This window comes from Vibrio sp. J383 (genome assembly GCF_023503985.1).
GTDB lineage: Bacteria > Pseudomonadota > Gammaproteobacteria > Enterobacterales > Vibrionaceae > Vibrio > Vibrio splendidus.
The window spans coordinates 1,549,424-1,569,310 of the sequence record NZ_CP097294.1; the positions used below are offsets into that span (position 1 = coordinate 1,549,424).

General features: G+C 43.4%; 18 protein-coding genes. 9 read left to right on the forward strand and 9 right to left on the reverse strand.

What is annotated here, in order from left to right; translation table 11 throughout:
* Positions 1-119: 119 nt before the first annotated feature.
* Positions 120-1,775 (forward strand): ABC-ATPase domain-containing protein, encoded by a 1,656-nt coding sequence (locus M4S28_RS23315; RefSeq protein WP_249632999.1) that lies wholly within the window; start codon positions 120-122, stop codon positions 1,773-1,775.
* 258 nt (positions 1,776-2,033) lie between these two features.
* Positions 2,034-3,932 carry a penicillin-binding protein 2 gene (gene mrdA, locus M4S28_RS23320; RefSeq protein WP_249633000.1) on the forward strand — a complete coding sequence of 633 codons (1,899 nt, stop codon included), beginning with the start codon at positions 2,034-2,036 and terminating at the stop codon, positions 3,930-3,932.
* A gap of 172 nt (positions 3,933-4,104) precedes the next feature.
* Here the strand turns inward: mrdA and M4S28_RS23325 are convergent, their stop codons facing one another.
* Both M4S28_RS23325 and M4S28_RS23330 read right to left on the reverse strand, forming a co-directional pair.
* Positions 4,105-4,725, reverse strand: a complete 621-nt coding sequence (locus M4S28_RS23325; protein WP_249633001.1) for a DNA-J related domain-containing protein — start codon at positions 4,723-4,725, stop codon at positions 4,105-4,107.
* Between the two features lie 308 nt (positions 4,726-5,033).
* Positions 5,034-5,873: an isopenicillin N synthase family dioxygenase gene (locus M4S28_RS23330; RefSeq protein WP_004730947.1), complete on the reverse strand. Its 840-nt coding sequence runs from the start codon at positions 5,871-5,873 to the stop codon at positions 5,034-5,036.
* 202 nt (positions 5,874-6,075) lie between these two features.
* Between M4S28_RS23330 and M4S28_RS23335 the strand changes: the two genes are divergently transcribed.
* Positions 6,076-6,681, forward strand: coding sequence for a DUF2238 domain-containing protein (locus M4S28_RS23335; protein WP_004730945.1), 606 nt, complete (start codon positions 6,076-6,078; stop codon positions 6,679-6,681).
* An 82-nt stretch (positions 6,682-6,763) separates the two neighbouring features.
* On the opposite strand, the gene M4S28_RS23340 is transcribed toward M4S28_RS23335, so the two are convergent.
* The 5 genes from M4S28_RS23340 to M4S28_RS23360 all read right to left on the reverse strand — a co-directional run bounded on the left by M4S28_RS23340 (position 6,764) and on the right by M4S28_RS23360 (position 10,592).
* Positions 6,764-7,015, reverse strand: coding sequence for a hypothetical protein (locus M4S28_RS23340; RefSeq protein WP_017082269.1), 252 nt, complete (start codon positions 7,013-7,015; stop codon positions 6,764-6,766).
* A gap of 21 nt (positions 7,016-7,036) precedes the next feature.
* Entirely contained in the window at positions 7,037-7,945 is a 909-nt protein-coding gene (locus M4S28_RS23345) for a DMT family transporter (protein ID WP_249633002.1), read from the reverse strand.
* Between the two features lie 65 nt (positions 7,946-8,010).
* Positions 8,011-9,702: an SgrR family transcriptional regulator gene (locus M4S28_RS23350; protein WP_017081104.1), complete on the reverse strand. Its 1,692-nt coding sequence runs from the start codon at positions 9,700-9,702 to the stop codon at positions 8,011-8,013.
* 154 nt (positions 9,703-9,856) lie between these two features.
* Positions 9,857-10,090 (reverse strand): DUF3389 domain-containing protein, encoded by a 234-nt coding sequence (locus M4S28_RS23355; protein WP_004730938.1) that lies wholly within the window; start codon positions 10,088-10,090, stop codon positions 9,857-9,859.
* Between the two features lie 76 nt (positions 10,091-10,166).
* Entirely contained in the window at positions 10,167-10,592 is a 426-nt protein-coding gene (locus M4S28_RS23360) for a hotdog fold thioesterase (RefSeq protein WP_004730936.1), read from the reverse strand.
* A gap of 189 nt (positions 10,593-10,781) precedes the next feature.
* Between M4S28_RS23360 and M4S28_RS23365 the strand changes: the two genes are divergently transcribed.
* Positions 10,782-11,570, forward strand: coding sequence for a M48 family metallopeptidase (locus M4S28_RS23365; RefSeq protein WP_249633003.1), 789 nt, complete (start codon positions 10,782-10,784; stop codon positions 11,568-11,570).
* Positions 11,571-11,655: 85 nt separating this feature from the next.
* On the opposite strand, the gene M4S28_RS23370 is transcribed toward M4S28_RS23365, so the two are convergent.
* Positions 11,656-12,738: a site-2 protease family protein gene (locus tag M4S28_RS23370; protein ID WP_208774841.1), complete on the reverse strand. Its 1,083-nt coding sequence runs from the start codon at positions 12,736-12,738 to the stop codon at positions 11,656-11,658.
* A gap of 356 nt (positions 12,739-13,094) precedes the next feature.
* Between M4S28_RS23370 and M4S28_RS23375 the strand changes: the two genes are divergently transcribed.
* From M4S28_RS23375 to M4S28_RS23385, 3 genes are all read left to right on the forward strand, one after another.
* A complete protein-coding gene (locus M4S28_RS23375; protein WP_104215379.1) occupies positions 13,095-14,342 on the forward strand; it encodes a porin in 1,248 nt (415 codons plus the stop codon).
* A 14-nt stretch (positions 14,343-14,356) separates the two neighbouring features.
* Complete coding sequence (locus M4S28_RS23380; RefSeq protein WP_249633004.1) at positions 14,357-16,762, forward strand: VolA/Pla-1 family phospholipase; 2,406 nt, start codon at positions 14,357-14,359, stop codon at positions 16,760-16,762.
* 231 nt (positions 16,763-16,993) lie between these two features.
* Positions 16,994-17,551 (forward strand): PhnA domain-containing protein, encoded by a 558-nt coding sequence (locus tag M4S28_RS23385; protein ID WP_004730927.1) that lies wholly within the window; start codon positions 16,994-16,996, stop codon positions 17,549-17,551.
* 72 nt (positions 17,552-17,623) lie between these two features.
* On the opposite strand, the gene M4S28_RS23390 is transcribed toward M4S28_RS23385, so the two are convergent.
* A complete protein-coding gene (locus tag M4S28_RS23390) occupies positions 17,624-18,538 on the reverse strand; it encodes a LysR family transcriptional regulator (protein ID WP_048612509.1) in 915 nt (304 codons plus the stop codon).
* A 237-nt stretch (positions 18,539-18,775) separates the two neighbouring features.
* On the opposite strand from M4S28_RS23390, the gene M4S28_RS23395 reads away from it, so the two are divergent.
* Together M4S28_RS23395 and M4S28_RS23400 are read left to right on the forward strand one after the other, a co-directional pair.
* Positions 18,776-18,988, forward strand: coding sequence for a DUF1656 domain-containing protein (locus tag M4S28_RS23395; protein WP_249633005.1), 213 nt, complete (start codon positions 18,776-18,778; stop codon positions 18,986-18,988).
* A 10-nt stretch (positions 18,989-18,998) separates the two neighbouring features.
* Positions 18,999-19,877: an HlyD family secretion protein gene (locus M4S28_RS23400; RefSeq protein WP_249633006.1), complete on the forward strand. Its 879-nt coding sequence runs from the start codon at positions 18,999-19,001 to the stop codon at positions 19,875-19,877.
* Positions 19,878-19,887 lie beyond the last annotated feature (10 nt).

Genomic DNA, 19,887 nt, shown 5'->3' on the forward strand with positions numbered 1-19,887 from the left:
AGCGAAAAAGAGCAGTTTGTTTTGGATTTAGGCCTACTTTCTCTTTACTCTAAAGGTGGTGATTTTTATAATCGCCGCCTTTCTGTTTTAATCTTCCCTTTATATAGGCATTCCTCGTTATGGATCAGTTGACTGCAAAGCTTAAAAAGCTCGAAAAACAAAACTTCCGCGCATATCAACAAATTAAAGGTCAATACGACTTTGCTGATTTCGAATTACACATCGACCACGTTCAAGGTGACCCGTACGCATCTTCTTCACGTTTTCGCGCAACACGCGCCTGGTCGTTAACAGGGTTAGGTTGGCTGAAAGAAAAGTCTTACGAATACCAAGTAGCAGCGCGTGATTTTATTGCACGTAGCTTCTCTGAATTTGCTAAGCAAGAAACAACTGTGTCTATCGCACTAACAGGCCAAACTGTTTTGGATAACACATCTGTGGTTTTCACCGAGCACGGTATCGAAATTCGTTTTCGTATCAACCTACCTGCTGATGGGCGTAGTATTCTTGCAAAGAAAGCAATCAACATCATTACATTCTATTTGCCTAAGTTTATTCGTCGCGCAACGCTTGAACGCGAACTCAACATTGAAGCGATGATTAAGCATTGTGAAGCCGTTGAAGACCAAGACGCGTTACGTGCTCAATTGGAAGAAAACAACCTAGCGGCATTCGTAGCAAATGGCAGCGTATTACCTCGTATTGCAGGCAACTGTGATTTACCAATGAAAGGCGCGGTTCCTTTCTTAGCACCAGAATCTTTGAGTGTTACGTTAAACACACCCAACCAAGGTGACGTGACCGGTTTAGGCATCCCTAAAGGTATCACGCTGATCGTTGGTGGTGGTTTCCATGGTAAATCTACGCTGTTGAACGCCGTTGAACGTTCTATCTACAACCATATTCCTGGTGACGGTCGTGAAGGTATCGTGACGGCGACTGATACGATGAAGATCCGCGCTGAAGATGGCCGCTGTGTTCACAACTTGAACCTATCAAATTACATTAACCATTTACCGATGCAAAAAGACACATCTGATTTCAGTACACAAGATGCGTCTGGCTCTACATCGCAAGCGGCTTGGTTACAAGAATCAATTGAAGCAGGCGTTCAAACACTACTTATTGATGAAGATACGTCAGCGACTAACTTCATGATTCGTGACGAACGTATGCAAGCGCTAGTATCTAAAGGGGCTGAGCCAATCACGCCACTTGTTGACCGTATTGGCCAACTACGTGAAGAGATGGATATCTCTACCATTGTTGTAATGGGGGGGTCTGGCGATTACTTAGATGTGGCTGACACTGTGATTCAAATGCACGATTACCAAGCGGTAGACGTAACTGCAAAAGCACAAGAAGTGATAGCTCAACACCCGACTCAACGTACTAACGAATGTGAGACGGCATTAGAAACGTTTGTTCCTCGTTCGTTAAACCGCGCAGCACTGATGAATATTCTTACTGACGGTAAGTTCCGTGTTAACGCGAAAGGCAAAGAGTCACTGCGTTTTGGTAAGGAATTCGCTGATCTTTCTGCATTAGAGCAGTTAGAGTCAACATCAGAAGTGAACGCGATTGGTTGGGCATGGTTCCAGTTTGCACAAACTCCGGGTTGGTCAAACAACCCTGCTAAAGAGTTTAGCGCTATCTTAAGCGATGATTGGCATGTGAACATGCCAAACTACGGTGACTTAGCGAAACCAAGAGTATTGGATGTAATGGCCGCACTAAACCGTATGCGTAAGTCTCAGTTCAAACCTTCGAACTAAGTTAGATTCAAGCATCATAAATTGTATTGACGGCTCTCATTGTGAGGGCCGTTTTTTTATTCGCTAGCTCTAGCTCTATATCTAGATCTAAAGCCTTAAGACCGTCTCCTGCCTCACTTTTCTTGTTTGAATATAAAACCCACCAATATTGAGCTTATCCTAAAAATCATGACACAGCTTTTACAAAACTATGGCGATATTCATATAAAGTTCCGACTCGACAGGTGTAACCAAATGTAACAAACCCTTGAGGCTTCAATGAATCATAAACGCGTTAAGATGCGTGACCATAAAAAAGAAGTAAATCTGTTCAAAAACCGTGTAACCGTTGCGTTTTGTGGGATCTTGCTGTTCACTCTTGTCTTAGTCGGCAACCTTTACCGACTTCAAGTCGAAAATTTTAAAAGCTATCAAACTCGTGCCGATGGCAACAGAATCAAAGTATTACCTATCCCCCCGACTCGCGGGCTTATTTACGACCGTAATGGTGTGTTGCTCGCCGAGAATGAACTTGTCTTTAATCTGACGATGATTCCAGAGCAAACTGATGATGTCGATGCAATGCTTGCCAAGTTGGATAAATACATCCCGCGAGAGGCTGAGCAGATTGCTCGTTTCAAAAAGCGTTATCACAACACTCGCCGTTTCAAATCTGTCACGATATTAGAAAACCTAAGCGAAGAGGAAATTGCTAAGTTCTCAGTGCACCAGTACCAATTCCCCGGCTTATCGATCGATACCAGCTTGAAACGATTTTATCCAAATGGAGAAGTACTTACCCATGTCTTAGGATATGTCGCACACATCAATGATAGCGATCTTAAGAGACTAGAAGAAAAAGGCATCGAAGCGAATTATCAAGCGACGACCATTATCGGTAAGCTTGGTGTCGAACGTTATTACGAAGACATTTTGCACGGCACCAAAGGTTATCAAGAAGTCGAAGTAAACAGCCGTGGGCGAGTCGTCCGCACCATTGAGTATGTAGCTCCGGTAGCAGGAAAAGATATCGTATTAAATATCGACCTCGAACTACAAAAATACGTATTCGACCAGCTTGATCACCGAACAGGCAGCACGGTCGTTCTAGACCCGAAAGACAACAGTGTACTTGCAATGGCATCAAGCCCCAGTTACGACCCGAACCTCTTTGTCGACGGTATTTCTAGCAAGAACTATCAACGTTTGTTGAATGATCCTGCTCACCCATTGGTAAACCGCACTACTCTCGGCGTATATCCTCCGGCGTCAACCGTGAAACCATTTATGGCTGTAGCGGGACTGCAAGAACATGTCATCTCCGAGGATACGATTCGTAATGACCACGGCTCATGGCAAATCCCCGGTTCCAAACGCAACTCTAAATCATGGCGAGACTGGAAACGTTGGGGTCACGGCCCTGTCGACGTAACCCAAGCCATTGAAGAGTCTGTGGATTCGTTCTTCTATCAAACCGCTTTTGACTTGGGCATTGACCGTATCTCAAGTTGGATGAATCGTTTTGGTTTTGGTGAACCTACAGGTATCGATATCTATGAAGAAAGCACCGCCAATATGCCGACTCGAGAATGGAAGATGATGCGCTATCGTACCCCTTGGTATCAAGGTGACACTGTTCCTATTGGCATTGGCCAAGGTTATTGGACATCGACACCAATGCAACTGGCAAAAGCGACTTCAGTGTTGGTCAATCATGGAAAGGTGATGCCACCTCATATCCTGAGAGCAATCTTGGATCATGGTGAGGACTTTGACACACAACAACTCGTGAAACCTGAACCTATGCCGTCTATCACTGAAGTCCCTGACAAAATATGGGATGTACCTATCAATGCAATGAGACTGGTAAACCACGGCAGCCGAGGTAGCGGCAGGCGCGCATTTAAGGGAACTAACTACACGAGCGGCGGAAAATCAGGTACGGCACAAGTATTTGATCTTGCGAAAGATCAGGTCTACAACTCGAAGAAGTTGGCTAAGCATTTACTCGACCATGCGCTTTACACGGCTTTCGCACCTTATGAGCACCCTGAGTATGTCGCGACGGTGGTCATTGAACACGGTAACGGCGGTTCAAAAGTCGGCGCGCCATATATCCGTAAAGTACTCGATTATGCATTTGAGCATAAAAGTGGTGAAAGCAAAGACCAGTCGTAGCACCATTAAATGAAGTAGTAACGACGCTTAATATAGTTACAGAACATAGCGTAATGACGACAAAGCCCCACTTGTGTCACTCACAATGTGGGGCTTTTCAATTTTATATATTAGGGCCTAAATTTCAGTTTATCTAAAGGGTCATAAACCGCGCAATAAGAGTTACTTTCGATTACGAGCTTCGTAATACATTCCATGCTTCACAGAGCGTCTGGAATTTCGCAGTGTTGCCCTCGTCTCTGTCTGGATGCCAGCGCAAAGCCAATTGTCGCCAGCGCTTTCTAATCTCATGGTGAGTCGCGTCCAACGGTAACTCAAACAAATTTAACGCTCGGCTTCTATCCATATCGAGTTCATCACCACCGACAAACTTTCTGTACCGAGTCCAGAACTCGTTCAGCAGCCTTTTAACTTCGCCCTCGTCCGCTTCATAGTTAATCCAATTAATGTAGTATTCTCGCAGTGGGTCTTGATGATCGATACTGTGACTGCTTCCGTGATACCGACCATTCATCAATTCAATGTCCATCGCTTGGACTTGTAGCCAACCATCAGGGTGTAAGGTTTCTTGAAGCTGATAAAGCGCATTCATTATGAGGAAGTTCTTTTTAAACAACTCTTTCTCAGGTGCTGGGTCTAGCACCGGCACAAACCCAAGGTCGTTAAGGTGAGCCGCCAATGTGTGTACTTTCCAGCCGCTTGGCTTTTGCTTAAGCACTTCCATAATCGGCCAAAGCCATGGATTCTCCATATGGCAATGAAAGTTTGCTCTCACCTCTTGATGATTCGACATAGTAGACTCAGTTAGCTTTTCTGTATTAATGGATGACTAGGGTATTGGATACAATGAGCAACCTACATCATAACCATTGGCGTATCTCTTTTAATTGAAAGCGATTTTTTGCGATTTGTCGAGCTAATGGACCAACAACTTTCAAACGCTTGGCTCAAAGGCACCCTTTCATCATGAAACTGAAAGTCATTAAGTGAGTGCAACCGCCATCAATGCAGACGTGAGCCTGCGGTACAGGTACAAAAAAGGTCAGCAATTTTGCTGACCTTTGATATCTATACCAATTTTAGTACGAAATATTTCGCTAATTAGATAACGCCAAGTTCTCTTAGGCGCTCCATTAGGTACTCGTTTGCTGTGTACTTTTCTGACAGCACAACTTCCGGTTTCGGGTGAAGGAATAGAGGCAAAGAGATACGAGATTTCTCTTGGCGTTCACCTGATGGATTGATTACACGGTGAGTTGTCGATGGAAAGTAACCACCCGATGCCTCTTGAAGCATGTCACCAATGTTGATGATCATGTTGCCGAAGTCACATGGAACATCTAACCACTCGTCGTTTTGAGCTTTAACTTGAAGGCCCGGCTCGTTTGCTGCAGGAAGAACAGTCAGTAAGTTGATGTCTTCGTGTGCTGCTGCACGGATAGCGCCAGGCTCTTCGTCACCTTGCATTGGTGGGTAGTGAAGAACACGAAGCAGAGTCTGCTCACTGCCGTTGATCATTTCAGACAACGCGATAGAGAACTTCTCTTGTACTTCTTTAGGAGCATGAGCTTCAACCCATCCTAGAAGCTCTTGAGCAAAAGCATTCGCACGTTGGTAGTAATCTAGAATCTGTTCTTTCAGCTGCTCAGGAATTTGGCCCCAAGGGTATACGTGAAAGTACTCTTTGATGTCTTTTACAGTGTGGCCCTTAGCAACTTCAGACACTGATGGTGGAAAGTATCCATCTTGTGTTTCAACATTAAAGTGGAAGTTCTCTTTTTCTTCAGAGATGAAGAATTGGTACCAGTTTTCGTAAATAGACTCAACAAGCTCTTTCGGGATTGGGTGGTTCTTAAGAACACCAAAACCAGTTTCACGTAGAGAGCGAACAAATTGTTCTGCTGCGTCGTCAGCAAGGTAATCGACAGTTTCCAGTTTCATGACTTTTCTTTCTTGTTATGTAGTGATGAGGCGATTTTAAGGATCGCTTTGTTGTAAATCAAACTTTTGTGAAACTCTCGCAACCGTTTGTCTAGATACTGGGCGATAAAGCCAGTTTTCAACAAATATGGTGATTACAGCCCAATTGAACACTGTTCAATATTGTGTAACACTATTAAAAACTTCGACGAGAGATCTCGATATGACAATTACGCCACTTGCTCAAAATCGACCATTGCTTTCATTAACGACGCTTTATCTGATTGTGTTTCTATTTTCAGCATTTGCTCCCTCTTCAAGAGCAGTATGGATTGCCGAAATTGTCCCGGCTCTAGCGATATTGGTGGGTATCTGGTGGTTATCAACCAAGCTGACCTTCACTAAGACAGCCTACGTTTTGATGTTTATCTGGCTGATACTACATACGATAGGCGCGAAATATACCTTTGCAGAAGTGCCGTTTGAATGGTTTAACAACATGATTGGCTCTGAACGTAATAATTTTGACCGTGTCGCGCATTTCTCTATAGGCCTTTACGCCTACCCACTCGCTGAGTATTTGATTCGTAAGAAACTGGCTCAACCGGTACTGGCATGTTTCTTTGCCTTATTTGCGATCATGAGTGTTGCAGCAGGTTATGAGATTATTGAGTGGTGGTACGCGGAGATTGCAGGTGGTGATGAAGGTATCGCGTTCCTTGGCTCACAAGGTGATATTTGGGATGCACAGAAAGATATGCTGTGTGATACAACGGGTGCTATTGTCTCGCTATTACTTCTGAAACTTCAAGGGCGAGTTAGAGCTTAAAGCTTTATTCTGAGTATCAAAAGTAACGTTGAAATGCCAAACACAAACTGTGCTGTGGCATTTTTTGTTTCACCGTGACGGGTTATTTCATAGTCACCTTGCCACCCACAAACTTGTAGGCTGGCGTACCTCGAACCAAGGTATCTCGCGCGAATTCAATCCCACATTCAGGGCACACACATGGCTCTTTAGTGAAATCTTCAACAATACGTTCCTTAAAACACTTCACGAGTGCACCTTTGCCACCTTTCCGATACTTAAAAAGTTGCGTTTTGCATTTCGCACAGAAAATCTGAACCGTTTTGGTCGGTTGTTTCTTGTTTGGTTTAGCCATAGAAGTTAATGATTGAACTCTTTATTTCTTAAATTTAGGTGCGACAAGAACCAAGCTTATCCCGAGTAAAATAACGGTCGATGAGATAACAAATTGCATGGTGACCGGCTCGGAGAGTAACAAGACGCCACCGAGTGTCGCGATAACCGGCACAGAAAGCTGTGCAATGGATGCGACCACTGTATTCAGCTTTTTCACCACGTAATACCACAAACTATAACCCACACCAGAAGCCACTGAGCCCGACATAACCGCGTAAATCAAACCTTGCTCAGTGATAGAGACTTGAGGCATTGCATTAGGTATTACAACTAGAAGGCTTAAACCTGCAAGGATAACTAGCGAGCTAAATCCAAAGTTAGCGGTCGTCGATTGCAGTGCGTTTAAAGATTTCTTTCCTGCCAATGTGTAAATACCCCACCCAACTCCGGCCAGAGACATCAAGATGATAGAAACTAAGTCTGGTGCCTGTGTCGATTCAGTTGGCATTAACAAGTAAACAAGCCCTGCCACCGATAACAAACATCCGCCCCACTCAAGTAATGACATTCTGTTTCCAGAGAACAAGTGCGCGGCAATCATCGTAAATTGTACTGCGACAAACAACACCAGCGCACCAAGACCTGCGCCAAGCTTTAAGTAAGCGAATGAGAAGCCAAACATATACACAAGCAGTGACAATATTGATGTGAATTGAAACTGTGACTTTAGCTTTGTATATACCGATGTGCTGTTGTTTGCTAGCTCCTGTTTATGCTTAGATTGGGGAGATAACGTGAATAAAATCAGAAGTGTAAGCGCACCAGACAAGATGCGCACGATCGAAAAGCTCAAAGGATCAATCGTTTGATCCATTAAAGCCCAGCGACACAATACTGAATTAGCAGCAAAGGCCACCAGCGTAATAAATGTAACCATCACAGTTTGCATCGTGTTGTCCTAATTGAGTTGTTTGGTCCTAATAAGTGTTCTTGGGTTTCAATCAACGTTGGATTTCAATCAACGTCAGGCTTCACCCAAACTTGACTAAAGTCGAACCAACCTAATGCATTACATTTTGCGTTCTGCAACGTACCACATTGATCTTTGTTAACGCCCAACCAACAGTGGAACATCGGAATTAACTGATTGCTTTGCACCAGTTGCTTACCGAGTTGCCTTGCTGGGAATTGGTCGAATTCGCCTGAACGCCAACGGTCAATCATGTGACACCATTGGTCGAAATCTTCAGCTGGGCTAGATTCATCAAGAAAACTGTAGTCCATTAACCAGCCGGCCAATGCATCGTCTCTGTTGTTAGCGATACCCATAGGATTAATCCAAATATCAACATTATCGGCGTGTGGAGGATCGGTTTCGTAACCGATAAGCTCAACATCGACATTATATTGCTTCAACACGGTGACAATCGCTTTGGCAAGTGTTGGGAACATCGGGTGTTGGCATTGGTACGCCAATCTAATGGTTGGTTTCGCATTTGCTGGTGGACAGACCGGCGTGTTTAACTTTATGTCATACCAACCAGGTTTTATCCCATAGGCGTGTAGAACGCCCAAATCGATGACGGTCTCTTTTGGAATATGAACAAACAGATCAGCTGCATTCAATGCGTTAGACAAAAACTCAGCCCATGCGGGATCTTGTGCGATGCCCTTCTTTCTATTCAACAGTAAATACGTACAGCCGGGATCAAGCTCTACTTCATCACTATCACCACGGTCGGCCATTACCGGTTTCGAAAGGCTTGGGTAAACCATAGAAGAATACGCCTCATCAACCACCCAAACCTCAACGCGATCAATCAGCGGCCTGAAACCAAAGTATCCGTTGAAAGCCGTTAGTACGAGTTGCTTCTCATCGTTCTTCTCAATGCGATACGGCCCCGTACCAATTGGTCGAATATCGTAGTCTTCGCCACGTAAAATCATCGGCAAAGTGACCTTAGCGACCGACTCCGTGAGCGCAAGTGGGAAATATTTATCTGGGCGGGTTAAGAAGACATCGACCACGCAATTTGCGGGTGAAGAGACATCTTTAATATGCGAGAACAAATTGAGAGGTTCGAGCGCAAGAAGCGTGTCGACAACATGATTCGTTAATAGAGGCTCCCCGTTATGAAAACGGACACCCGGCCTTAAGAAGAATCGCCATTGATAGTCACTGATTTTTTGCCATGAATGAGCAAGATCGGGTTGTAACTGATCATTTTCATCCAGTCGCGTTAACCCACTGAAGACTTGGCAGGCAATGTGCTGCTCTGAACGTCGCATCGATTTTGTCGGGTTAAGCATTGAGAGCGGTCGGTAATAAGGCAAACGAATGACCTGCTCACCTTCTTGATATTGCACACCCAAATAGTTTTGAATAACTTGAGTAAGCTTGGCAGCATTGTGGTCAAGCACTGACAGCGCCTGACCAATTTTACCTTCCTGTAAGTACCGCCTCGCTAAGTTTTCACTGACATCGCAACGATTCTGCTTAAAGATAAGTTGAGATAACTTACCTCGGCCAGCCGCTGGTAGCCACTCTACCCAGCCTTGTTCTTCAAGTTTGTTGAGTACCATTCTTGCATTACGACGGGTACAACAGAGTACATCTGTTATGTCATCGAGCTGAACATCAGAATCTTTACCATCGAAGTATTCAAACAGGGTTTCAAATTGAACGCGAAGTCTTGGGCTGCTCATAAAGAGGAAAACTTATTCAAAGGACATTGAATTCAGTTTCCCTATTTTAAGACGTAAAATCAATCTTACTGACGTGTTTTTATTGCGAATTATTGGGTATGACGTCCCAAGATGTTATTCAAACAGAATGGCTAAGTACTTTTGCAGCATACGGTTACATCACATCGCAGCCGATTTCATTGGCGATGTCACGAAGCTGTTGTTCATTATCTAATTTAATTGACCACTTGCACTCAGAGCCATTCGCCGAAATGACATTTGCCCCTTTTCCAATTAATTGAATCGCATCAACTTGCGCTTGCAGCGTGACTCTATGTTCACCATCTAAACGAACAACCAGCTCATGTGCGGTTGCGATAACTTTTCCACTTTTAAACGTTATGACCATCGGTTTCTCTAGCTACTTCTTTGAAATACAAATTACTATTTTCTAAATAGAACAAAGTTAACTGCTGCTTACTCTATTATCGCTTATGTTTCTTCACGGCAATCGTTAATCGACTCGTACAAACTAAGCGTTGACGCTCGTCAGTGATATTGATTTGCCATACTTGGGTAGAGACACCCAGATGAATAGGTTCAGCAGTACCGATAACATGGCCTTCACGCATTGATCTTACGTGATTCGCGTTGATATCTAATCCAACGCAATAGTAGCCTTCTGGTACGCAGAAATTAGCCGCCAATGAGCCAAGCGTTTCAGCTAGCACAACCGATGCTCCGCCATGAAGCATGCCTAGTGGTTGGTGCGTAAAATGACAAACCGGCATGGTTGCCACTAAGGAATTGTCGTTTACTTCTGTGTAAACAATGTTGAGGTGCTCAATTAAGGTATTTTTTGAGGTCGCGTTGAAGGTATCTAGGTCAACGGGCTTTTTCCAAATACTCATATGGGTTCCTTAATTATTGACTTTATTAGTGCGTGAATCGCTTTATTAGTAACTGAATAGCTTCATTATCGTTAATAGTGATCTTAACGATAACCATGTTTTTAAATAACAATACTTATCTTACAGCTCTTAGTTATTACGCAAGTTGATGTTAACATGCATAAAAACCGAATACACAGAGGATATTGTATGACGTCATGGATGAAGTTTGCCTCGCTTCTCACACTTGCAGGCCTAACCGCATGTAGCGCTTCCCCGACAGGAAGAAACCAATTACTGCTTTTTTCTGATCAAGACATGTCTCAACTCGGGGCACAATCTTTTGAACAAATGAAGAAAGAACAGCCAATAAGTAAAGACGCGAAAACGAACGCTTATGTACAGTGCGTTGCAAATAGCATTACTCAACATATTCCAAAACAAGGCTTTAGTGAATGGGAAGTTGTTGTTTTTGATAGCGACCAAGTGAATGCCTTTGCTTTGCCGGGTGGCAAAATTGGCGTATACACAGGGTTACTTAAGGTAGCGGTCAATCAAGACCAACTCGCAACGGTTATCGGACACGAAGTGGCTCACGTTCTCGCTGACCACAGTAATGAGCGTCTATCTCAGTCTCAAATCGCTAATACTGGCTTATCTATTACTAGTGTCGCGTTAGGTGCATCAGAATACAAACAGTACCAAGGAATGACAATGGCTGCCCTAGGTTTAGGTATTCAATACGGGGTTATTCTACCGTATGGCCGAACTCAGGAATCAGAAGCCGATGTTGTTGGTTTAGAATATATGGCTCAGGCAGGGTTCGATCCTAAACAGAGCGTCGACTTGTGGCAAAACATGGCGAAAGCATCAGGTGGTAGCCAACCGCCAGAATTGCTGTCTACGCACCCTTCCCACAGTACGCGTATCAAAGATCTACAGGCGACGATAAAAACGTTACCTCAATCGGGTTCACCAAGACCAAATTGCAAAGCGTAATCTAACATTTGTTTAGACGCTAAACTTCGAATACAAAAATGCCCTATCCATATTGGTTAGGGCATTTTTTTGTTTTTGATTCTTGTTAAGTACCAAGAATTTGCAATGGTAGGCTTAATAGCTGATCACCTGTAGATGCAAAATACCAGATAACACCGATCAAACTGCTCACTAAACCCACATACCAAACAAACGACACGACTTGACCGTATTTGTCTAATGGCAACAAGTGACTGTGGTGACGCCCTTTCCATTCGAATAGTATTTCCACACTGCCCATAATCAATAAGAAGCCAAACAGGGTCAAATTCAACTGATAACTCAGTACCACGCCAGCAACGGCTGCTGCAACACAAAGCACAATGCCAAGCACACTGTTCATCGAAAAACTGATACTTTTCAGTACATGTCCGCCATCGAGAGGCAAAATCGGTAATAGATTAAACAGGTTTAATAACGCGTTAAATACCGCAAGCCCCGCGAAGAACATTTCGCCAGTCGCCCAGTACAACACCATAAATATCAACGACAATATCAAGCCAAACAGTGGTCCCATGATCGAGATAACCACATCTTGCCAGCGTGTATTAATCTTTTCATCGGATAACGCCAAGCCTCCAAGGAATGGGATCAAATAGATGCCTTTGGTCTTCATTCCAAAGTATTTCATTGCTCTGATGTGACCATATTCATGGAACATTAAACAAGCGATCAAGGCTAAAGCGAACTGAATTGAAAATAGCCATGAGTAAGCAGCTAAACTCGCAGAGGCAAGTACGACCTTGATTAACTTGGCACTCTTGAGGGCTTTCATTCCCAGCGAAACTAACCCGATTAAGCTAAAACGCTTCTCTGGTTTTGGTGCGACAACCGGTGTTTGTTGCTCGATATCTTTGGTGTTTCTATTGCCTTCGGTAACGGTTTGGCCATTCACGGTCGCTTTATAGGTCATCTCAAACGGTTGCCACTGAACGGTCGCCTCAACGTGACACTGCAACGTTTCTTCACCTGCGCGCAGAGTAAATGCATGGGTTCGAGCGTCATCTTGATCTGTGGTTGCGTCTAATTGGGACACCAAAGTATTGTCCCAATACAACTGTTGCCACCCTGCCATTGACCCCTCTAAACGAAGTGGTTTTCCAAGAAACTCTATCGCGAGTAATTCCAAACTTTAATTCCAATTTAATGACTATCAATATGAATCGATATTATGCCGATTTAGCGATTAACGGTAAACATAAACAAAGTTGTTACATATTGAGCAGTTGAACACTATTTATACCAGCACCTAATATAAGCATTCTGGTCACACCTCCAACCACTCATAAATCATTGATTGTAGTTATATTATTAGTGTTAGAGTGCCGCCCCTTAAAAATATTACTTCACAAAATGACAACTCATTCTTTGACTTTATATTAAACATGAATTTAACATGTCATTTACATTAGAGCTTAAACACCAACAACGCTCAGTGTGTTTTCAACAATAAGAATGAGATTTGATGCCCTAGGAGGGTCAAGGATGAAAACAATACAACGCTCTCTCGTTTCACTTTCTGTGCTATTTGCATGTAATTCACTTGCGGCTGGTTTCCAAGTTGCTGAGCACTCTGCCTCAGGTCTTGGTCGCGCATTTTCAGGTGAAGGTGCTGTAGCTGATAACGCGAGTGTACTAGCGAGAAACCCCGCCGCAATGACCCTATTTGATACAGCCCAATTTTCAGGCGCGGTTTCTATCGTTGATCCAGAGGTTAACGTATACGACGTTGATGCTAACGAGCATTCAAAAGATGTTGCGCCGTTGCAAGTAGTACCAGCCGCATATTACATCAGCCCAATCAACGATAAATGGGCTTGGGGTATCGGTATGTTCACCAATTATGGTGTTGCTACGGATTACCCTGATGACATCTCGGCAGGTGATATGGCTGGCGATACGTCGCTCCTATCTGTCAATCTAAATCCAAACATCGCATACCGTGTAAATAACTCATTTAGCATCGGTGGTGGTCTAAATTTAGTTTACGCAGAAGCTGAGTTGACTCGCCATAAAGGCGAGCTTGCTAACTTTGTTGGTGGAAATCCATCTGACAAACTTATAGGCATGACCGGTGAAACATTTGCCTATGGTTGGAATGTTGGTGCGATGTATGAACTGAACGAAAACAACCGCTTTAGTATCGGTTACCGCTCTTCTGTTGACCTTGACTTTGATGACGGTGAATTCACCAGTTACGACTCAGGTAGGGCAACATCTCCCAAGGTTGATGGTCGCTTACAAATCGAGCTACCTGCAATCTTAGAGCTTTCTGCATTTCACCAACTTAACGAACAATGGGCAATTCATTACGGTTGGCAACAAACTGATTGGAGTACTTTCAAAGAGCTAAAAGCAACGAGTCCAGATTGTACCGATAACGGTGTGGCTGGCCAGTGCTTCTATAAACCAGAAAAATATGAAGACAACAATCGATATTCATTAGGTGCGACCTATAAACTAAACAGCAAGTGGACATTAAGAGCTGGTTACGCTTATGACGAACAAGCTGGTGAAGCAACTCTCAGTATCCCGGATAGTGACCGTATGTGGTACAGCGCTGGTTTCACTTATGCGTGGAGCGAAAACATGACTGTCGATGCCGGATTTGCCCTTGTAGTAAGTGATGAAGGTGAGTTCACAGAGACAAATGGTGCTCAGCAAGAAAGAACGTTCGAAGCCGAAGGTACCGCTTATCTTTCGTCAGTTCAGCTTAATTACACATTTAACTAAATCAGGGTCGCATCATGAAACGTAACTTTAAGATCTCTCTATTATGTTCCGCGATTCTGCTAGCAGGTTGTGGTGACAATACTGAAAGCTCGGGGACAAGTAACCAACAACTCGAAGCTTATTTAGAAACTTCTTTAGCAAGAGCTACAACGCAAAAAATGCTCTTGCAAGGCAGTAACGCATCTGTTCCTTTAAGTAATAACCTATTATTCGACTCTACAGATGGAACGTTAGCGATCCCTACTGGTGGAGACGAGAGCATTTCAAACCCAAAAGCAGCACTGAACTATGCCGATGGTTTTTCGACAAGCATGCCAATTTACATCGAGTTTGAAGGTGATGGTTTTGGTGATACCCCTGGAGTTGTTACTTCTGGAGTTACCTTGTTGAAGCTTTCAAAAAAGCTAACAGACACATCCACAGCGGCTCAAGTACCAACACCTGTTGCTAGCTCTGAATACACAGTTTACAAAGTAGGCTCAAACCTAGCAATTACACCGAATACTCCTTTTGATGAGAAGTCTGAATATTTGCTTGTTATTACTGATGACGTTACAGATGTAAATGGTAACCCAGTAGGTACATCGCAAAGCTATGCGGCTCTCAAAACAGCAACGAAAACATACACCACCGGAGATCTAGCGAGTGCGCAAACTTTAATTAAAGGCCAAGAAGCAATAGCAGCTGCTGTCGGTGTTGACGCCAATAAAATTGTCTATTCAGCTTGGTTCACTACAACTTCCGTTGGCGATGTACTTGCCTCTACAGCATCGTTGATTGGTGGAATGATTGATGCTGGAGCCCCACTTTCGACTTATTGGAATGGCAGCGCAAACCCAAATAGTGTCGATCTGTCAAACGCTTATAATCTTAGCCTAGATTCTTCATCAACAGTTCCGTTTGCCACAGCAATCGCTGCCGATGCAAACTTCAAGAAATATCTCGGAGATGATGACGCTACAGAAACTTCGACCTTAATTGGCGGAATAAACCTCCTCTACTCTAATGGTGGTATCAGTACTACAACTGTAAATGTGACTAAAGGTACCATTCAGCTTCCTTATTTCTTGGAAACAGATCCAAGTAAGTTTTCTGTTACACCATTTGCCTCAGCGTTGGACAGTTTAGCTGTTATCAAAAGCGCACTAACTGATAGCTCTACAAGTTCTTTCGTTGGTGGAGAGTTGGTTAAATTAGGATTAGACCCAACAAACCTTAGCGCAGCTGATGTCACGACTTTAATGGGAAAAACACTCACAAAGGACGCAAGTGGAACAGCTCTAGATAGTGATCGCATTGTCACTCAGTATTCACCAATACCACAAATTAAATCACTTGAAGCTGTTGATGTGCTTTTGTTTACACCCACAACTGGCACGCCTTCAGGTGTAGTCATTTATCAGCACGGTATTACCTCTGTAAAAGAAAACGCGTATGCATTCGCTGCTAATTTAACGGCCGAGGGTCTTGCAGTGATAGCGATTGATCACCCTATTCATGGCTCGCGTTCGCTTGCTGGCGGTGCTATATCAACTAACGATAATGCACTGTACTACTTGAATCTAAGTGCTTTGCCTGTTGCCCGTGACAATATTCGTCAAAGTGCGCTTGATGTAATAGGTCTTCGTATGGCACTTGAAAAAGTGGGTAATGATTTTACTGGTACACCATTAGCCGGAGTTGATGTAAAAGACACAACCGTTAAGTTTATGGGTCACTCATTGGGCGGCATTACCGGATTTACTTCTGTTGCTACATCAGAAATTTCTGGCACACATAAATTTAGCTCGGCGGTATATGCTAATTCAGGTGGACACATTGCTGAATTGTTGTTCGCATCGGAAACCTTTGGCCCTGAAATTAAACATAATTTGGCTAAACAGCTGAATACGGCTTACAAGGATTCAGTCGCGACAGCTTGTGCAACCAACAACATTAAAGATGGTGATTGTTACACCGCTTTTGCTACTGGAAACCCAACCAGCGCTGCAGCTATTGAAACTGAGTTAGTTGCATTTAAAGTCGCCGCTCAAACCCTTATTGACACTGTCGATCCACATTCACTTGCAAACACTGAAGATCTGTCATCATTTAGCTCAAACTATCCAACGTTGTTGATACAGTCGCAAAATGACAAAACGGTCCCTAATACCGGAATTGCGACATCTTTTACTGCTTCATTTGTTGGTTCTGAAGGCTTAGATACAACGTTAGGGTTGAGCGACTCTACAAAAGCGAGTCCTTCAATTGGAAACCGTGTGTTTGTTCAGTATGACGAAACGGCTAAGCACTCTACGATCATTGGACCACAAGCAGACCTTTCTGATGCCTCTCATACTCTATCAATGAGAGCTCAAGTAACTGATTTCTTGAAGTCGGATAGCCTTGATACAGCAGCACCGAGTGCACTATTGGAGTAACTCAAACTTAAGTACCTTTTAATGAAACCAAATGTCAGCCTAACCGCTGGCATTTTTGTATCTATCGACATCCCATCGTACCTAGTTAACCGTTTGCATAAACCTTTAAAACACAAATGGTTGATCTCAGCTAAAATTAATCAAGACAGAATACCGTACGACCTCTTTCTTTATTGTAAATAAAGTGGATAATAGCCCCGTAATTTAATACCTAATAAATGTGAGTCCATTATGTCTTCTGAAGCTACGATGCTAGAACGCTGCCAATCTAAATGTGAACTATGTGGTTCTGATTCTTCTCTTACTGCATACGCAGTACCGCCACACAGCCACGTAACAGTGGATCACGGCATCATGGTATGTGACAAATGCCTTGGTGAGATTGACGATCCAAAAGATATCAACCACTGGCGTTGCCTAAGCGACAGCATGTGGAGCCAAGAAGCGCCAGTTCAAGTAATGGCATGGCGTCAACTTACTCGTCTGAACTCTGAAAGCTGGGCTCAAGACGCGCTAGACATGATGTACCTTGAAGAAGAAACATCAGTTTGGGCACAAATCGGCATGTCTGCTGATGACAAGCCTCTTGATGTGAACGGCGTTGAACTTAAAAAAGGTGACGACGTAACAGTAATCAAAGACCTGCCAATCAAAGGTACTAACCAAGTGATTAAGCAAGGTACTGTTATCCGTGGCATCAGCGTTGGTGACGACCCTAAGCTTGTTTCTGGTAAAACAAACGGCGGTCAATCAATGTACGTAATCGCTGAGTTCTGCCGTAAGAAGTAATTCTTCTCTTAGCTGAACAAAATCTAAAAGGCGCTAATGAATAATTAGCGCCTTTTTCAATATCTCCAATTTTCACGACTTAAAACTATCAATAAGTTGCTCGCGGTACTCTTTAATAACAGACACCAAAGAGCCTTTGATACCACTGACTTGTTTTGAGTGCGGACACCACAACGCGAATCCAAATTTGAATCCTTCCACCATTTGCGCAGAGTGAATGGGCTCAATTGAATGTTTTGAAAACTCAGAGTCGGTAAAAAATGCCTTAGGAAGAAGTGCCCACCCGAAACCCTCTTCAAGCATTTTGATCATTAACGAAAGCTGATCGATCTCTTCATAGTCAGAGCTCACGATAATCTTTTCAGACATCCCTTCATCAATCAGAGACTTCAATACGAACTGTTTTGAGTTCCTTAGTGCCACTAATACTTCATCTTTATTTATATGTGAGAGCGCTCCCCCTTTTTGTCCGAATGGGTAGAACTCGAAATGTCCAAGGAAAGTAGAATCAAAACTGTGCATCGCTCGGCTATTATGAGCATTCACAAGTCCAAAATGATATTCCCCACTTTGTATCCCTTGCTTAATTTCGTTCTTATTCCTAACCAGAAAGTTCACTCGCATCATTGGGAAGTCGTGCTTAAGTCGTTTACGTATATCGACCAACACACGTTGTGGAACGAAACTAGAATACGCTATTGTTATGTTCTCTAACCCACCATAAGAAAGGCTCAACGCCACTTTGTCAAAAGTACGAGCTTGCTCAATCGTCTGTTTTGCGTAGTGATAAAGGAGGTGCCCGTCCTCCGTTGGTTCTACAGAGCGGCCGACCCTTTCAAAAAGATGCACAGCAAGGTGGTCTTCCAAATTTGTAATAACCTGGCCGACGGTCGTTCTGTGCTTGTTGAGTTTTACTGCTGCTTTGCTGAATGACCGTTGTTCATAAACGGTCACAAACGCGAGAAGTTGTTCAATACTAAAGTTCATTTTGATGTGCTTACTTTCTTAGTCATGTATACGAGATAGAAAAACATCTACTGCATCAGAATAATAATGATAAAAAGACGGAGCTAAATAGCTAATGATTTGTGCCTTTTGCTAACTCTTCTTTCTAGTATATACCTAAACCTACCTAAGTTTGATGGATCCGATCCTCTATATACGATTATTAACATTGCCATAGTTCCTTTATCGTGACCTTCTTCAAACGATAGAGACAGACCCATGAACACAATGCCACATGAACTCGTGTGGGGTGAGATCTACTTCCCTCCTTTGCTATTGGTTATCGCGTTAGCTTATGTATTGACGATATTGACTGGCTCAATCGCGACAAAACTTGGGCTACATAAATATGTCGCTTTTCCTGCAATTGCCGAATTAAGCCTAGTCGTGATTTTCGTCGGCGTTATCGGTCAATTCATTACCATCTTCTGAGGAATTCACCTTGATTAAACGTTATCTCATCACGCTACTACTGGTCGTTGCCGCAAGCTCTGTGGTTTATAGCTATTACCAATCTTATTCGAGTAATCCCTGGACTCGAGATGGTCAGGTCAGCGCTTACATAGTTTCTATTACCCCTCGAGTCACCGGGCAAGTAACTAAAGTCCATATTGAAGACAACTCACAGGTAGTTAAAGGGGATCTACTGTTTGAGATCGACCCAAGTATTTATCAAGCGGCCTACAATAAAGCACTCGCGACACAGAAACAGGCTCGCGCGCTCTTAGCAAAAGCTAAAAACGAAGAGCAACGCGCGTTGAACTTAGAAAAAAGAACGCCTGGCGCGCTGCCAGTGCTGACCTTGAATAACCTGAACAACGCGGTTGAGACAAATGCAGCTAACGTTGCACTAGCAAAGGCCAATGTTGAAGAGGCACATTTAAATCTCAAATACACCAAGGTTTACGCTCCAACGAATGGCTTCATCACGAACTTAAACCTACGAGAAGGCTCTCAAGTCGTCGCTAATACACCGGTAGTTGCGCTGATCGATGAAGACAGTTTCTGGATCGAAGGCTATTTCAAAGAAACTGATCTTGTGAACGTTGCACCAAACGACAAAGCTATCGTCACGCTCATGATGCACAATGATGTTCAATTAAAAGGCCATATTAAAAGCATTGGCTTTGGCATTGCGACACAAGATGGCAGTACTGGTAATGACCTTCTTCCCAACGTGAACCCTAATTTTCAATGGATTCGCCTCGCTCAGCGTATACCAATTAAAGTAGTACTCGATAACGTGCCTGAAGACTTGCAACTTCGTGTCGGCATGACAGCTTCAATCAAAATAATCAAAATAATCAAAATAATCAAATAGTTGGATGGCA

Bases quoted from the DNA above. Each gene is read 5' to 3' on its own strand.
- M4S28_RS23385 (WP_004730927.1), top strand. From the start codon at position 16,994: ATGTCTTCTGAAGCTACGATGCTAGAACGCTGCCAATCTAAATGTGAA.
- M4S28_RS23365 (WP_249633003.1), top strand. From the start codon at position 10,782: ATGACGTCATGGATGAAGTTTGCCTCGCTTCTCACACTTGCAGGCCTA.
- M4S28_RS23355 (WP_004730938.1), bottom strand. From the start codon at position 10,090: ATGGTCATAACGTTTAAAAGTGGAAAAGTTATCGCAACCGCACATGAG.
- M4S28_RS23330 (WP_004730947.1), bottom strand. From the start codon at position 5,873: ATGAAACTGGAAACTGTCGATTACCTTGCTGACGACGCAGCAGAACAA.
- M4S28_RS23395 (WP_249633005.1), top strand. From the start codon at position 18,776: ATGAACACAATGCCACATGAACTCGTGTGGGGTGAGATCTACTTCCCT.
- M4S28_RS23360 (WP_004730936.1), bottom strand. From the start codon at position 10,592: ATGAGTATTTGGAAAAAGCCCGTTGACCTAGATACCTTCAACGCGACC.
- mrdA (WP_249633000.1), top strand. From the start codon at position 2,034: ATGAATCATAAACGCGTTAAGATGCGTGACCATAAAAAAGAAGTAAAT.
- M4S28_RS23325 (WP_249633001.1), bottom strand. From the start codon at position 4,725: ATGTCGAATCATCAAGAGGTGAGAGCAAACTTTCATTGCCATATGGAG.
- M4S28_RS23340 (WP_017082269.1), bottom strand. From the start codon at position 7,015: ATGGCTAAACCAAACAAGAAACAACCGACCAAAACGGTTCAGATTTTC.
- M4S28_RS23390 (WP_048612509.1), bottom strand. From the start codon at position 18,538: ATGAACTTTAGTATTGAACAACTTCTCGCGTTTGTGACCGTTTATGAA.
- M4S28_RS23380 (WP_249633004.1), top strand. From the start codon at position 14,357: ATGAAACGTAACTTTAAGATCTCTCTATTATGTTCCGCGATTCTGCTA.
- M4S28_RS23375 (WP_104215379.1), top strand. From the start codon at position 13,095: ATGAAAACAATACAACGCTCTCTCGTTTCACTTTCTGTGCTATTTGCA.
- M4S28_RS23345 (WP_249633002.1), bottom strand. From the start codon at position 7,945: ATGCAAACTGTGATGGTTACATTTATTACGCTGGTGGCCTTTGCTGCT.
- M4S28_RS23335 (WP_004730945.1), top strand. From the start codon at position 6,076: ATGACAATTACGCCACTTGCTCAAAATCGACCATTGCTTTCATTAACG.
- M4S28_RS23315 (WP_249632999.1), top strand. From the start codon at position 120: ATGGATCAGTTGACTGCAAAGCTTAAAAAGCTCGAAAAACAAAACTTC.
- M4S28_RS23350 (WP_017081104.1), bottom strand. From the start codon at position 9,702: ATGAGCAGCCCAAGACTTCGCGTTCAATTTGAAACCCTGTTTGAATAC.